Raw genomic sequence first — 13,562 nt, forward strand, 5'->3', positions numbered from 1 at the left:
GCGGGTGGGGACCGCAATAGCGGACCGTCCACGATGACCATGCGCGATTTTCTTGCCGATGTGCCGCCGTGGAACCGTCTGCCCGAAGACCGCCTGGCCGATGTCGCCTCGTCGTTCGAGACGCGGCAATTCGCGCCCGGCGATACCGTTTTCCGCATAGGCGAGCCGCTTGACGGACTTTACGTGCTGCGATCCGGCGCGGTCGAGGTGACGGATGCCTCTGGCGCGCGGCTGTCGTCGCTGACCGCAGGCAATACGTTCGGCGAACGCGGATTGATCCGCGACGGCCTTGCCGCCACCACCGTCCATGCGATTGCGCCGACGAAACTGTTGCTGCTGCCCGCCGCCCGGTTCAGGGCGTTGACGGACGGCGATCCGGCCCTGCATGCCTTTTTCAGCCGCCAGCGCGGCGCGCCCGTTCGCCGGCCGGCCTTGGCCGAGACGCGGGTCGAAACGCTGATGACCGCCCGACCCCGGACGATCGCCCCCGATCTGCCGCTTTGCGACGCCGCGCGGCTGATGCGGGACGACCGCATTTCATCGCTGATGGTGGTTGAGGACGGCACTTTGCAAGGCATCCTGACGGTGCGCGACGTGTCCAACCGCGTCGTGGCCGAACGGCTGGATGCCCAGTCCCCCGTCGCGCGCGTGATGACGCGCGATCCCGTGACCCTGCCGCCCGATGCCATCGGGTCGGACGTGCTGCATCTGATGATGGAGCGCGGCATCGGCCATGTGCCCATCGTCGGGGCGGGCGGTCTTGTCGGGATCGTCACCCAGACCGACCTGACCCGGTTTCAGGCCGATACCTCGGCCCAGATCATCGGCGATGCCGCCCATGCGCCCGATACCGAGGCGCTGGCCCGGATCACCGCCCGTATCCCCCAGCTTCTTGCGCAGCTTGTCGCGGCGGGCAGCCGGCACGACACGGTGACGCGGCTGATCACCGACGTTGCCGATGCCGTCACACGCCGCCTGCTGGCCTTGGCCGAGGCCCGGCTGGGCCCGCCCCCGGTGCCTTATCTGTGGCTTGCCTGCGGCAGCCAGGGCCGGCAGGAACAGACGGGCCGGTCGGATCAGGACAACGTGCTGATGCTGTCCGACGACGCGACCGATGCCGACGATTCGTGGTTCGCGGAACTGGCGCGGTTCGTATCCGAAGGGCTGGACCGCTGCGGCTATGTCTTCTGTCCGGGCGACATGATGGCGACCAACCCGCGCTGGCGTCAGCCGGTGCGCGTCTGGCGGCGCTATTTCCAGGGGTGGATCGCCACGCCGGATCCGATGGCGCAGATGCTGGCCTCGGTCATGTTCGACCTGCGCCCCATCGGCGGCGACCGCAGCCTGTTCGCCGGACTTCAGGCCGAAACGCTGGAGGCGGCATCGCGCAATTCGATCTTCGTGGCGCATATGGTGTCCAATTCGCTGTCGCATGCGCCGCCGCTGAACATCTGGCGCGGGCTTGCCACGGTGCGGTCGGGCGAACACCGTGCCCGGATCGACCTGAAGATGAACGGCGTCGTTCCGGTCGTCGACCTGGGCCGTATCTATGCCTTGCGCGGGCGGATCGGCGATGTGGGCACCCGCGCGCGGATCGCCGCCGCGCGCGAGGCGGGGGTCATTTCCGACAGCGGGGGGCGCGATCTTCTGGATGCCTACGACCTGATCGCCGCGACACGGCTGGATCATCAGGCGGCGCAGGTCAGGGCCGGGCAGGCGCCTGACAACTTCATGGCGCCCGCCGATCTGAGCGAGTTCGAGCGCAGCCATCTGCGCGATGCCTTTGTCGTGGTCCGCACGATGCAGGCCGCGGCGGCGCAGGGAAGGGGCATCCCGTGACGCTGCCGACGGCGCCCCGATGATACTGGAGCTTGTCGCCGTGATCACGGCAGGCGTCGGGGCGGGCGGCGTCGTGCTGCTGGTGCGGCGGATCGTGCCGCCTCTGCCGCGCTGGCTGATGCCCGTGGTCGCCGGCGCCGCGATGCTGGCCGTGTCGATTTCGCTGGAATATTCGTGGTTTCCACGGACCGAGGCCGCCCTCCCGCAAGGAGTGGAGGTGGCGAGCCAGCGGCAGAACCGCGCCTTCTGGCGGCCCTGGACCTATGCGGTGCCCTTCGTCGATGGCTTCATCGCGGTGGACCGGGCCGGCATTCTGCGCAACGATGCGGCCGAGGGGCAACGCCTGGCGAACCTCTATGTTTTCGGTCGCTGGACGCCGACCCGCCGGATGCGGGCGGTCTTCGATTGCGCGGGTCGGCGGCGCGCCGATCTGACCTCTGCCGACGCGATGGGCGAGGACGGGATCGTCGCCGAACACGCCTGGCGCAGCCTTGCGCCCGACGATGCGGTGGCGGCAGCGGTCTGCGAAGGGGGATGACATGCGCGCGGGCTTGCGGCTGAGGATTTTCGCCTTCTTCCTTCTGGTCGCCGCCGCCTCGATCGCCGCGGTTGGGCTGGGTGCCTGGCTCGCTTGGCGCCGAATGCCCGAGGCTTTGCCGGCGCTGCTGTCGGCCGGCGCGATGTCGGCATTCGGGATCGCGCTGGTCACGATGCTGGTCTGGCTGCTGTTCGACGAACATGTGGCGAAAGGCGTCACGCGGCTGGCGGCAGGGCTGCGCGCGCGGGCGCATGGCGGGGTGGTCGCGGATCTGGATTCGGGGCCGGTCCGGCATCTGGGGGATCTGGGGCCCGCCGCCGCCGCGATCTGCGCGCAGCTTGCCCAGGCCGAGGCGCGCGCCGCGACCCGCCTTGCGGACCAGACGCGCAGGATGGCAGCCGACAACGCCCATCTGGCCGCGATCCTGTCCGAGATCCCCGTGGCCATCATGGTAGTGGACGAACGGGACCGCATCCGCCTTTACGACCGTCAATGCGTCCATGTCCTCGGCCATGTCTCGGCGCTGTGTCTGGGCCGGTCGGTCCATGACTGGTTCGACCGCGATTCCCTGCGCGCGGCGCTGGAGTTGCTGGACGAACGCAGCTTTGCCGATGTCGATCTGCTGCTGCGCGACGGCCGGACGGTCGTGGCGACGCGGATCCGGCCCGCGGCGCAGGGGCGCGGCTATATGCTGGCGATGGAGGTGGAGGACGACGTCGTCGCCGAACGACCGCTGGTGTTCGAGTTCGACGTCAATGCCGGCCATCTGCGCGGCAGCGTCGGCGAAACGCCGCTGTCGGAACTCGCCTGCGTGATCTTCGACACCGAGACCACCGGCCTCGATACCGCGCGGGACGAGATCGTGCAGATCGGCGCGGTGCGGGTGCTGAACGGGACGGTCGTGCCGGGCGAAAGGTTCGACATGCTGGTCAATCCCGGCCGCCCCATTCCCCCCCTGTCTGCCCGCGTTCACGGCATAACGGACGACATGGTCCGCGACGCGGCCGATGTCGAAACCGCCCTGCGGCGTTTCCATGATTTCGCCCGCGATGCGGTGCTGGTGGCGCATAATGCGCCGTTCGATCTGGCCTTCCTGCGCCGGCGCGAGGAGGGGCTGGGCCTGGCCTTCGACAACCCGGTGCTCGACACGGTGCTTCTGTCGGCGGCCCTGTTCGGACAGGCCGAAACGCATACTTTGGACGCCATCGCCGAGCGTCTGAACGTGCGCATCGACGGTTCTGCCCGGCATACGGCCTTGGGCGATGCGATCGCGACGGCCACTGTCCTGCTGCGACTGATCCCGATGCTGGAAGCGCAGAATATCCGCACCTTCGGCGACGCGGTGACGGCCATGCGCCGTCACGAACGCCTGCTGCCCGACGCAAACCGCCAGGCCGACGCCAAGGCGTGACTAGAAGCGATCCACCGGCAGCTTGAGGTAGCGGTGGCCGTCGGCTTCGGCATCCGGCAAGCGCCCGCCGCGCAGATTGATCTGCAACGCGGCCAGCATCCGGTCGGGCAGGGGCAGCGTCGCGTCGCGCTCCTTCCGGCGGCGGATCCAGTCGGCGCGATCCGTGCCCTCGCGCACATGGATGTTGTTGGCGCGATGGTCTGCCACGCTCGCCTCCCATTCGGGGCGGTGCCGGTCGGACGTGCCGTAATCGTGCCCCACGAACAGACGCGTGTCGTCGGGCAGGGTCAGGATGTTCTGAATGGACTCCCACAACTCGGCCGCATTACCCCCCGGAAAGTCCGTGCGCGACGTGCCCGAATCGGGCTGCATCAGCGTGTCATGCGTGAAGGCCGCATCGCCGCAGACGAAGCTGACAGAGCCCAGCGTATGGCCGGGCGACAGCATCACGCGCAGCGCCAGCGCACCCAGGAGCAGCGTCTCGCCATCCTCCAGCAGGCGGTCGAAGTCGCGATCCGGGTCGAACAGTGTCGGCGCGTTGTAAATCCCGGCCCAGATGCCGGCGATCTGGCGCACCTTTGCGCCGATGGCGTTGGGGGCGCCCGTCCGCTGCCGAAGCAGCGCCGAAGCCATGACGTGATCGGCATGAGGATGTGTGTCGAGGATCCAGCGCACCGATAGACCGTTATCGGCGACGACCTTCAGCACCTGATCGCAGCTTTCGGTCGAAAACGCATAGCTGCCCGGATCGAAATCCCACACGACGTCGATCAGCGCCGCCTCGCGCGATCCGGGGTCGGCGCAGACATACTGGATCGACCCGGTATCGGGTTCGTAGATGCCCCAGACATCCGGGCTGTTTCCACCGCGCGAGGGCGATTTGCGGATGACGGGCTGCTTCAGGTCGTCGTCGGACATCGGGCACCTCTCGGTCTTCGTTCCCGCTCGAAGATGGCCGCCCGGCGACGGTTTTGCCAGCCTGTCCCGGCGTGAACGGGACGAAGGGGCGGTTTCGGCTCTCGGTCGCCATAATTGCGCCGCATTGGGGTGGACATATCGGAGTTCAGCGGACTTTTCCGCGAAAGGGAAGGCGGCATGTCTTTTCGGCCAGTCGATCACCAGGCGCCCCGGCGCCCCGGCCCGGTCCGCAGGTTCCTGCGGGACCGCGACGGATCGGCGACGGTCGAGTTCGTGATCCTGTTTCCGGTCTTCATGACGCTCATGCTGGTCGCCATCGAAAGCGGCGTGACCATGACGCGGCAGATGCTGCTGGAACACGGCGTGGACAGGGCCGTGCGCGAGATCCGGCTGAACATGGTACCGGCGCCGACCGTCGCGGAACTGAAGAAAAGCATCTGCCGGAACGTCAGCGTGATGAGCAATTGCATGGCCGACGTGAAGGTCGAGATGGTCCGCGTCGATCCACGCGACTGGCGCCCCTTGCCGACCACGCCCGATTGTGTCGACCGCGGCGACCCCGACCGCGGCGACCGCACCGTGGTCTTCGGAAAGTCGAACCAGCTGATGCTGTTGCGCGTCTGCGCGCTGTTCGATCCGATCCTGCCCGGATCGTTGCTGGGCCAGAAACTGGTGACGTCCCAAGGGGCGGGTTTTGCCGTGGTCACGCTTTCCGCATTCGTGCTCGAACCGACGGAGACCTGACATGGGACAGGCATGGCGATTGTTGACGGCGGCGCTCGGCCGGTTCGGTCGGTCCACCGATGGCGGCTTCACGATCTTCTCGCTTTACATGTTCGTCCTGATGCTGATTGTCGGCGGTCTGGGCGTCGATTTCATGCGGGTAGAGCGTGACCGGGTCCGGTTGCAGGCGGCGCTCGACCGCGCGGTGCTTGCCGCCGCAGCGATCGACCAGAAGCGCGACCCCGAAACCGTGCTGCGCGACTACATGGCCAAGGCCGGGATGGAACAGCATCTGACCGAGGTGAAGGTCGCCAGCGCGCTGGGCGCAAGGCAGGTTTCGGCGACGGCCAAGCTGATGGAGCGGACCTTCTTCCTCGGGTTGGTCGGTCTCGACACGCTGCCGGTTGTCGCCACGACGACGGCCGAGGAAGCTGTGGATTATCTCGAGGTCGCGCTGGTCCTCGACGTTTCGGGGTCCATGCGGGGGTCGCGGATCAACGACCTGCAAAATGCCGCGCGAAAATTCGTCGAGCTTGTGATGCCGGAAAACCAGGTCGACCCGGCCGATGGCCTGACCGCGATCTCCATCGTGCCCTATGCCACGACCGTCAATGTCGGACGCGACCTGCTGTCGCGGTTCACGGTCAATCGGTTTCACGGCTATTCGAACTGCGTCTTCTTCAAGCCCGAAGTCTTCGCAAAACTCGCCCTGCCGCCGTCGGACGCCATCGACCAGTTGGAACATGTGGCGCTGTCGGGGTCCGATCTGGAACCGCATCCCTCCGGCGGGGGACTTTACAGGATCGCCACGCCGACCTGCCCCCGCGCGGCGCCGACCGGCGGGACAGAAAAGAACGCGATCCTGCCCTGGGCCACTGCTCGGGCGCCGCTGCTGGCCGCGATAAACGGGCTGACGGCCGATGGCCGGACGGGCATCGACATCGGCTTCAGATGGGGAACGGCCCTGGTCGATCCCAGCGTGCGCAGCGCCGTCACCGATACTGTCGCCAAAGATGGCCGGGCGACGCTGCTCAAGGGTTTTCCGCTTTCCTACGATCCCAAGAACGTGTCGAAGGTCGTCGTGCTGATGACCGATGGCGAAATGGTGTCGGACAAGAACCTGAGAAAGGAGCTTCGCGGCGGCGCATCGAACATCTTCTACGATCCCAAGACGAACCGTCATTCGCTGCTGCTGCGGGGCAAGAAGGTCGTGCGCCTCAAGAAAGGCAATCAGGACGACACCCAGCCCGATCTCTGGTATCATATCGAGGCGGGCAAGGGGCCGGTCGATTACCCGGACACGGCCTTGGGCGACAAATGGCGTTGGACGAACACGGATAACGGCACGGGTCCGCATAATGGGCTGAACCGCCTCGATCATCCCGATGTTTTCGACCGCCTGCACCTGGCCAGCGTAAAGGCGATGGTGTTCGAACCCAACAAGTCCTTTTTCTCCAGCGATGAATGGACCATCTACGGGTCCCCTGATGTCAGCTATAACGACAACACGAAAGCGAAGGCGCGGCTGTTGCAGCTTTGTTCCCTGGCAAGAAATCAGGGCATTGCAGTCTACACCATCGCAATGAATGCACCCAGCAAGGATGCCCAAACGCTGATGTCCGATTGTGCGTCCAAGCCCGGCTATTATTTCGACGTGAAGGACCGCGAGATCGAGGAGGCATTTTCCGTCATCGGCCGCCGGATCGCCGAATTGCGGCTGACCAGATGATGACCGGGTTTCTGCGCGACGAATCCGGGACGCTGTCGCTTGAGGCGGTGATCGTCTTTCCGCTGCTGATCTGGGCGACGCTTGGCATGTATGTGTTCTTCGACGCCTTTCGCAGCAGTTCCGACAGCGAACGCGCAGCCTATGCCATTTCCGACATGCTGAGCCGCGAGAAAAGCTATGTGACGCCGGAATACCTCACTGCGCTTCACAACGTGCAGAAGGTTCTGTCGAATGCCCGGTTCGACACCCGCATCCGAACATCGGTCATCGGATGGAACAAGGCCGCGGCGGATTACCAGTTGCGTTGGTCCAAAACCAGCGGATCGCTCGGCGCCCTGCAACAATCCGACCTGCAAGCGGCCACGCTGCGCGCCCGGTTGCCGCTGATCGCGGATGGCGACCAGATGATTCTGCTGGAAACCTTCACCGATTACAGTCCGCCGGTGAATTTTGGGCTGGACCCGATGACGCTGGAAAACTTCGTCGTCGTCCGGCCCAGGCAAACCGCACGGCTTTGCTGGAACTCGCAGAACGACGGGACGTCCGCGACCGAGACCTGTTGAGGGAACCAAATGGAGCGGGCGATGAGATTCGAACTCACGACCCTAACCTTGGCAAGGTTATGCTCTACCCCTGAGCTACGCCCGCATCCTTTTGGTGGGGGCGATGTACAATCCTCCATCGGCGGCTGCAAGGGGGATCTGAGCGACCGCGCCGGAAAACCGATGCAGCGCGGGACCGTATAGTAGACTAGGCCTGCCCCGGCGCGGCCAGCCGGTCGAGGATGGATTGGCGCGTGATCTGGCCGATCACGGCACCGTCCTCGACGACGCCCATCGGCGCGTCGGTTTCCGCCATTTCCGTCATGACCTTGCGGATCACGGTATCGGCCCCGACCGTCAGCGCGGGCTCGGGGCCTTCGACGCGGCGCATCACGTCGCGCGCCGTCAGAACGCCCAGCGGGTTCATATGCGCCACGAATTCGGCGACGTATTCGCTGGCGGGGGCCTGATAGATGTCGCGCGGTGTGCCGTGCTGAACGATGCGACCGCCTTCCATGATGGCGATACGGTCGCCCAGTTTGAAGGCTTCGTCCAGATCGTGACTGACGAAGATCACCGTCCGCCCCAGCTTTCGCTGAAGATCGACCAGTTCGTCCTGCAACCTTGTGCGGATCAGCGGGTCGAGCGCCGAAAACGGCTCGTCCATCAGCAGGATCGGCGCGTCGGTGGCGAAGGCCCGTGCCAGCCCCACGCGCTGCTGCATCCCGCCCGACAGATCGCCCACCTTGCGGTCGGCCCAATCCGCCAGCCCCACCAGGTCGAGCTGTTCGAGAACCTTCTCGCGCCGGGCGCTTTTCTTCATGCCGCCCAGTTCCAGCCCCAACCCGACATTCTGCGCGACCGTGCGCCAGGGCAGCAGGCCGAATTGCTGAAAGACCATCGCGATATGCGACAGTCGCAGGCGCAGCAGCGTCTGCCGGTCGGCATGGGTCACGCTGACCTCGCGCCCGTTCTCGCGCACCCGCACCTCGCCCCGCGTTACGGGGTTGAGGCCGTTGACCGCGCGCAGCAAGGTCGATTTCCCCGATCCCGACAGGCCCATCAGAACCAGCATCTCGCCCTTGGGGACGGCCAGCGAACAATCGTGCACGCCGAGGACCTGGCCGGTTTCCTGCTGGATTTCCGCCCGGTCCTTCCCGGCATCCATCAGCGGCAGCGCGCGGCCCGGATCGTCGCCGAAGACGATGGACACCCGGTCGAATATGACGGCGGGGTCGCTCATTGCTTGCGGTCCGGCACGCGCAGCATGCGGTCCAGCATGATCGCGACAACGACGATCACAAAGCCGCTCTCGAACCCCAAGGCCGTGTTGACGGAGTTCAGCGCGCGCACCACGGGCACGCCCAGACCGTCCGCGCCGACCAGCGCCGCGATGACGACCATCGACAGCGACAGCATGATGGTCTGGTTCAGCCCGGCCATGATCTGGGGCGTCGCGCTTGGCAGTTCGACCTTCCACAAAAGCTGCTTGCGGGTGGCACCGAAGGCCTGCGCCGCCTCGACCAGCGGGCGGGGGGTCGAGGCGATGCCGAGTTGCGTCAGCCTTATGGGGGCGGGCAGCACGAAGATGACGGTGGCGATCAGGCCCGGCACCATGCCGATGCCGAAAAAGACGATGGCCGGGATGAGATAGACAAAGGTCGGCAGCGTCTGCATGAGATCCAGAACCGGACGCATCCATGAATACAGGCGCGGCCTATGGGCCACGGCGATGCCGATCGGAACGCCGACGCCCATGCAGACCACGCAGGCGCTGATGACCAGCGTCAGGCTTTCGGTCGTCTCCTCCCAATACCCCTGATTGATGATGAACAGAAATCCCAGCACCACCAGCAGGCAGGTTGTCCAGCGCCGCTGCAAGACCCAGGTCAGCGCGGTCAGAACGGCGATGACGACGACTGGATGCCACGAGACCGGATAGAGCGGCACATAGCCGTCCGCGCCCGTCAGCCAGCCGATGCCGGGAGGAAGCTGAAGAACGGCCAGCAGGCCGGCGATCAGCGCCTCCATGAAGATCGAGATGGAATCGAAGGCCGCGGCACCTGAATCCTGAAGCCAGTCGAACAGGGTGCGGGCGGTCCTGCCCACGGGGATCTTGTTCTCGGTCAGCCAGTCCATCCGCGCAGAATGACGGCAGCGGCGCGGGATGTGAAGCCATAAGCGCCCGCGGTTGATGACAGGACGCGACCGCGTGCTATCCTTGTCCCCGACCACGCATCGAAGGAGACAGCCATGACGACACGCCGCATGTTTCTAGCCGCTGGGGCGGCTGTCTTGGGCGCAAGTTCCCTTCCGCCCCGGCGAGCGCTGGCGCAGGACGGGCAGGGCGGGGATACCTACGAAACGGATAGCGGCGAGATTGTCGTTCACCCCGTCGAACATGCCAGTTTCGTCATGGAAACGCCCGCCGGGACGATTTTCGTCGATCCGGTCGGCGATGCGGCGCGGTACGACAGGTTCGGCACACCGGACCTGATCCTGATCACGCACGAACATTCCGATCATTACGACCCCGACACGCTGACGACCCTGTCAAACCTCGCAACGCAAATCGTCGCCAATATCGCCGTTTACGACATGCTGCCCGAGGCGCTGAAGGTCGGGGCGCAGAAGCTGGCCAACGGCGACAGCACCGACGTGCTGGGCATGACCGTCGAGGCCGTTCCGGCCTACAACATCACCGAAGGCCGGCTCGACTTCCATCCCGAGGGGCGCGACAATGGCTATGTCCTGAACATCGACGGCCGCCGCGTCTATGTGGCCGGCGACACCGAAGGCACGGACGAGATGCGCGCGCTGGATGACATCTTCATCGCGTTCGTGCCGATGAACCTGCCCTTCACGATGGATGCCGAACAGGCGGCGGATGCGGTGGCCGAGTTCGCGCCGCAATACGTCTATCCCTACCACTATCGCGGCCGTGACAGCGGAACGCAGGATCCGCAGGAATTCGCGCGGATGCTGGCCGACAGGAACAGCGAGGTCGAGGTGCGGCAGGCCGATTGGTATGCCGGCGGCTGACGGGCGGTTCGGGGCTTAGATCGTGCGTTCGGGATAGCAGGCCAGAATGTCGTATCGGGGGCCGTCCGGCATCAGCGTGGACTGAACCAGCGACAGGCCATCGGCAGCGAAAGGACCGAAGGCCGTGTCGCCCCTTGCGGCAAGGAAACGGCCGAGCCGCGCCAAATCGTCGGGCGGCATGTGCCGTGTAAAGCGCGCCAGCGTCACATGCGGGACGAAGCGCCGGTGGGGCAGATCGGCACCCGCCCGTCGCACCAGCGTGGCGACTTTGGCCTGCAAGGCGATCAGGGGCGGGCCGCCGTCGATGACGGCATGCAGCGATCGCGGTGCATCCTGCGGGCCGAACAGGTCCAGCCCTGCCACGCGCAAGCCGAAGGTCGGCGGCGGAAGCATGTCCAGCGCCATGTCGATTTCGGCCAGCAGGTCACGCTGCGCGTCGGCGAGGAACGCCAGCGTCAGATGCATGTCGTCCGCCGGAACGTGCCGGCCCACCGGCAGCAGGCCGGCGATCCGGTCCAGATGGTCCCGCGCGTCTTCGGGCAGGTCGATCGCGACGAAGACGCGCATTGCCTTGCGTCAGACGCCCAGACTGTCGCGCACCGCCGCAAGACCGTCGTCGCCGCCTTCGGTCGTGACGCCGTCCAGCCAGCCGTCCAGCACGTCGGGATTGGCCTTGAGCCACGCCTGTGCCGCGGCGCGCGGTCCCTTTCCTTCATCCAGGATCGCGGCCATGACCTCGTTCTCGAGTTGCAGGGTGAATTCGAGGTTGTTCAGGAACTGCCCGATATTCGGACATTGCTCGGCAAACCCTTGCGACGTGTTCGTATAGACGGTCGCCCCGCCCAGATTGGGGCCGAACCAGTCGTCGCCGCCTTCAAGATAGGTCAGGTCGAACGCGGCGTTCATCGGATGCGGCTCCCACCCAAGGAAGACGACAGGCTGATCCCGGCGATCGGCGCGCGCCACTTGCGCCAGCATGCCCTGTTCGGAACTTTCCACGATCTCGAAATCGCCCAGACCGAAGGCGTCGGCGGCGATCATCTCGATGATCAGGCGGTTTCCGTCATTGCCGGGCTCGATGCCATAAATCTTGCTGTCGAGGGCGTCGCTATGTGCCGCCAGATCTTCGAAACCGTCGATACCCAGCTCTGCCGCCGCCGCGTTGGCGGCCAGCGTGTATTTCGCGCCTTCCAGGTTGGCGCGGACAGTGTCGACGGTGCCGGCTTCGCGGTAGGGGGCGATGTCGGCTTCCATCGTGGGCATCCAGTTGCCCAGAAACACGTCAACGTCGCCCGAGGCGAGCGACGTATAGGTCACGGGCACCGACAGCACTTTGATGTCGGTCTCGTATCCCAGCGCGTCCAGCACCGTCGCCGCGACGGCGGTGGTGGCGGTGATGTCCGTCCAGCCGACATCGGAAAAGACGATCTCCTCGCAATCGGCGGCGGCGGTGCCTGTGCCGGCAGCAAGCGCCAAAGCGGCAATCGTTGAGCGCAGCATATGGTTTCCTTCCCTGTTCATGATTGCCGGCAAAGGTAACAGCAGGCTTGATCGGGTCAACTGCCGGGGGTTTCAGGGGCAGGGCGCCAGTCAACCGGCCGGCAGCGTCCGGTCGCGGCGGATGGTGTAGACAATCGCGGCCAGCGACAGCAGCGATGTGACGGCCATCAGCTCCAGCAGCGGAATGGCCCCGCCGCCGCGTTCCAGCATCGTGGCGGCGAGGGCCGACAGCGCTGCCCCTCCGGCAATGGTGATTGCGCCGCCAAGCCCGCTGGCAGTTCCCGCAAGCTGCGGTCGCACCGACAGCATTCCGGCCGTCGCGTTGGGCAGCACCAGGCCGTTGCCCAGCCCCACGAAAACCATGAACCCGAAGAAGGTTTCCGCCGTTCCGAACCCTGCCAGAAAGACCGCGATCGCGGCCACCATTCCCGCGGATGTCACCAGCGTGCCCGCCAGGATCATCGGATTGATGCCCAGCCGCGCGGAATAACGCCCCGACAGGCCGTTGCCGATCAGATAGCCGATGGCCGGCGCGCCGAAATAGGCGCCCAGCATCGCCGGCGACAGGCCGTAGACGCGGCTGCCGACGAAGGGCGCGCCCCCCAGATAGGCGAAGAACGCGCCGCTGGAAAAGGTCGCCGTCGCGCAATACCCCCAGAAGCGTCGCGATCTCAGAAGCCCCGGATAGTCGGCGATCTGGCTGCGGAACGACACCCGCCGGATCGTCGCCGTTTCACCCATGTCGCGCCAGATCAGCCAGAACGCCACGACCCCGAGCAGTCCCAGTGCGGCAAAGTTCGCCTTCCATCCCAGCGCGTCGTCCAGCACCCCGCCGAGCGCCGGCGCGACCATCGGTGCCACCGACATGCCCATCGTGACCCAGCCGATCATCGACGCCGCCTGCGCCTGCGGAACCATGTCGCGGATCGCGGCACGCGGCAGCACCAGCCCCGCGACGATGACGGCCTGAAGCAGGCGGCAGGCAAGGAACGCCTCGACGCTGGTGGCCAACACGCAACCCGCCGAGGCCAGAACGAAGCCCGCAACGCATGCCAGAAGCACGGGGCGGCGGCCGAACCTGTCCGAGATCGGCCCGATCACCAGTTGCAACAGCGCGTTGACGGCCAGATAGCCCGCGACCGCGATCTGCATGACGCTGTATTCAGTCTCGAAATAGCGCGTCATGTTGGGCAGCGACGGCAGGAACAGGTTCATCGACAGCGCGCCCAGCGACGTGACCAGGATCAGCGTCGCGATGTGGGGCGGCGTGCGCGAATCGAGGAAGCGGGCGGCGGGCGGCTGGACCATCCCGCCGCTCTA

Annotated in this window: 13 protein-coding genes and 1 tRNA gene; 7 read left to right on the forward strand and 7 right to left on the reverse strand. The window is 66.0% G+C overall.

Translation table 11 applies throughout. The annotated features are described in order from the left end of the window. Positions 1–33 precede the first annotated feature (33 nt). Genes OCGS_RS02530 through OCGS_RS02540 form a run of 3 tightly spaced genes read left to right on the forward strand, consistent with a single transcriptional unit; the run spans position 34 to position 3,788 of the window. Positions 34–1,839, forward strand: coding sequence for a DUF294 nucleotidyltransferase-like domain-containing protein (locus OCGS_RS02530; RefSeq protein ID WP_007425657.1), 1,806 nt, complete (start codon positions 34–36; stop codon positions 1,837–1,839). 19 nt (positions 1,840–1,858) lie between these two features. Then, positions 1,859–2,377, forward strand: a complete 519-nt coding sequence (locus OCGS_RS02535; RefSeq protein ID WP_007425658.1) for a hypothetical protein — start codon at positions 1,859–1,861, stop codon at positions 2,375–2,377. A 1-nt stretch (position 2,378) separates the two neighbouring features. Beyond that, positions 2,379–3,788, forward strand: a complete 1,410-nt coding sequence (locus OCGS_RS02540) for a 3'-5' exonuclease (protein WP_007425659.1) — start codon at positions 2,379–2,381, stop codon at positions 3,786–3,788. Here the strand turns inward: OCGS_RS02540 and OCGS_RS02545 are convergent, their stop codons facing one another. Further along, positions 3,789–4,706: an MBL fold metallo-hydrolase gene (locus OCGS_RS02545; protein WP_007425660.1), complete on the reverse strand. Its 918-nt coding sequence runs from the start codon at positions 4,704–4,706 to the stop codon at positions 3,789–3,791. A 177-nt stretch (positions 4,707–4,883) separates the two neighbouring features. On the opposite strand from OCGS_RS02545, the gene OCGS_RS02550 reads away from it, so the two are divergent. The 3 genes from OCGS_RS02550 to OCGS_RS02560 are packed head-to-tail and all read left to right on the forward strand — an operon-like array spanning position 4,884 to position 7,721. Further along, on the forward strand, positions 4,884–5,450 hold the full coding sequence (locus OCGS_RS02550; protein WP_007425661.1) for a TadE/TadG family type IV pilus assembly protein: 567 nt from the start codon (positions 4,884–4,886) through the stop codon (positions 5,448–5,450). Position 5,451: 1 nt separating this feature from the next. Next, a complete protein-coding gene (locus OCGS_RS02555; RefSeq protein WP_007425662.1) occupies positions 5,452–7,158 on the forward strand; it encodes a pilus assembly protein TadG-related protein in 1,707 nt (568 codons plus the stop codon). Continuing rightward, positions 7,158–7,721 (forward strand): TadE/TadG family type IV pilus assembly protein, encoded by a 564-nt coding sequence (locus OCGS_RS02560; protein ID WP_156800941.1) that lies wholly within the window; start codon positions 7,158–7,160, stop codon positions 7,719–7,721. Before OCGS_RS02555 ends, OCGS_RS02560 begins: the two co-directional genes overlap by 1 nt. A 10-nt stretch (positions 7,722–7,731) precedes the next feature. On the opposite strand, the gene OCGS_RS02565 is transcribed toward OCGS_RS02560, so the two are convergent. From OCGS_RS02565 to choW, 3 genes are all read right to left on the reverse strand, one after another. Continuing rightward, positions 7,732–7,806, reverse strand: a tRNA-Gly gene (locus tag OCGS_RS02565). A gap of 102 nt (positions 7,807–7,908) precedes the next feature. Continuing rightward, positions 7,909–8,943 carry a choline ABC transporter ATP-binding protein gene (gene choV / locus OCGS_RS02570; RefSeq protein WP_007425664.1) on the reverse strand — a complete coding sequence of 345 codons (1,035 nt, stop codon included), beginning with the start codon at positions 8,941–8,943 and terminating at the stop codon, positions 7,909–7,911. Continuing rightward, positions 8,940–9,839, reverse strand: a complete 900-nt coding sequence (gene choW, locus OCGS_RS02575; protein ID WP_007425665.1) for a choline ABC transporter permease subunit — start codon at positions 9,837–9,839, stop codon at positions 8,940–8,942. Before choW ends, choV begins: the two co-directional genes overlap by 4 nt. Positions 9,840–9,953: 114 nt before the next feature. Between choW and OCGS_RS02580 the strand changes: the two genes are divergently transcribed. Beyond that, on the forward strand, positions 9,954–10,742 hold the full coding sequence (locus OCGS_RS02580; RefSeq protein WP_007425666.1) for an MBL fold metallo-hydrolase: 789 nt from the start codon (positions 9,954–9,956) through the stop codon (positions 10,740–10,742). Between the two features lie 15 nt (positions 10,743–10,757). Here the strand turns inward: OCGS_RS02580 and thpR are convergent, their stop codons facing one another. The 3 genes from thpR to OCGS_RS02595 all read right to left on the reverse strand — a co-directional run bounded on the left by thpR (position 10,758) and on the right by OCGS_RS02595 (position 13,550). Then, entirely contained in the window at positions 10,758–11,309 is a 552-nt protein-coding gene (gene thpR, locus OCGS_RS02585) for an RNA 2',3'-cyclic phosphodiesterase (RefSeq protein ID WP_007425667.1), read from the reverse strand. Positions 11,310–11,318: 9 nt separating this feature from the next. After that, positions 11,319–12,242, reverse strand: coding sequence for a choline ABC transporter substrate-binding protein (choX, locus tag OCGS_RS02590; protein WP_007425668.1), 924 nt, complete (start codon positions 12,240–12,242; stop codon positions 11,319–11,321). A gap of 90 nt (positions 12,243–12,332) precedes the next feature. Beyond that, the gene (locus OCGS_RS02595; RefSeq protein WP_007425669.1) at positions 12,333–13,550 is read right to left on the reverse strand and encodes a multidrug effflux MFS transporter; all 1,218 of its coding nucleotides are present in this window, start codon (positions 13,548–13,550) and stop codon (positions 12,333–12,335) included. Positions 13,551–13,562: the final 12 nt, after the last annotated feature.

This window comes from Oceaniovalibus guishaninsula JLT2003, from assembly GCF_000299575.1.
In the GTDB taxonomy this organism is placed as follows: Bacteria; Pseudomonadota; Alphaproteobacteria; order Rhodobacterales; family Rhodobacteraceae; genus Palleronia; species Palleronia guishaninsula.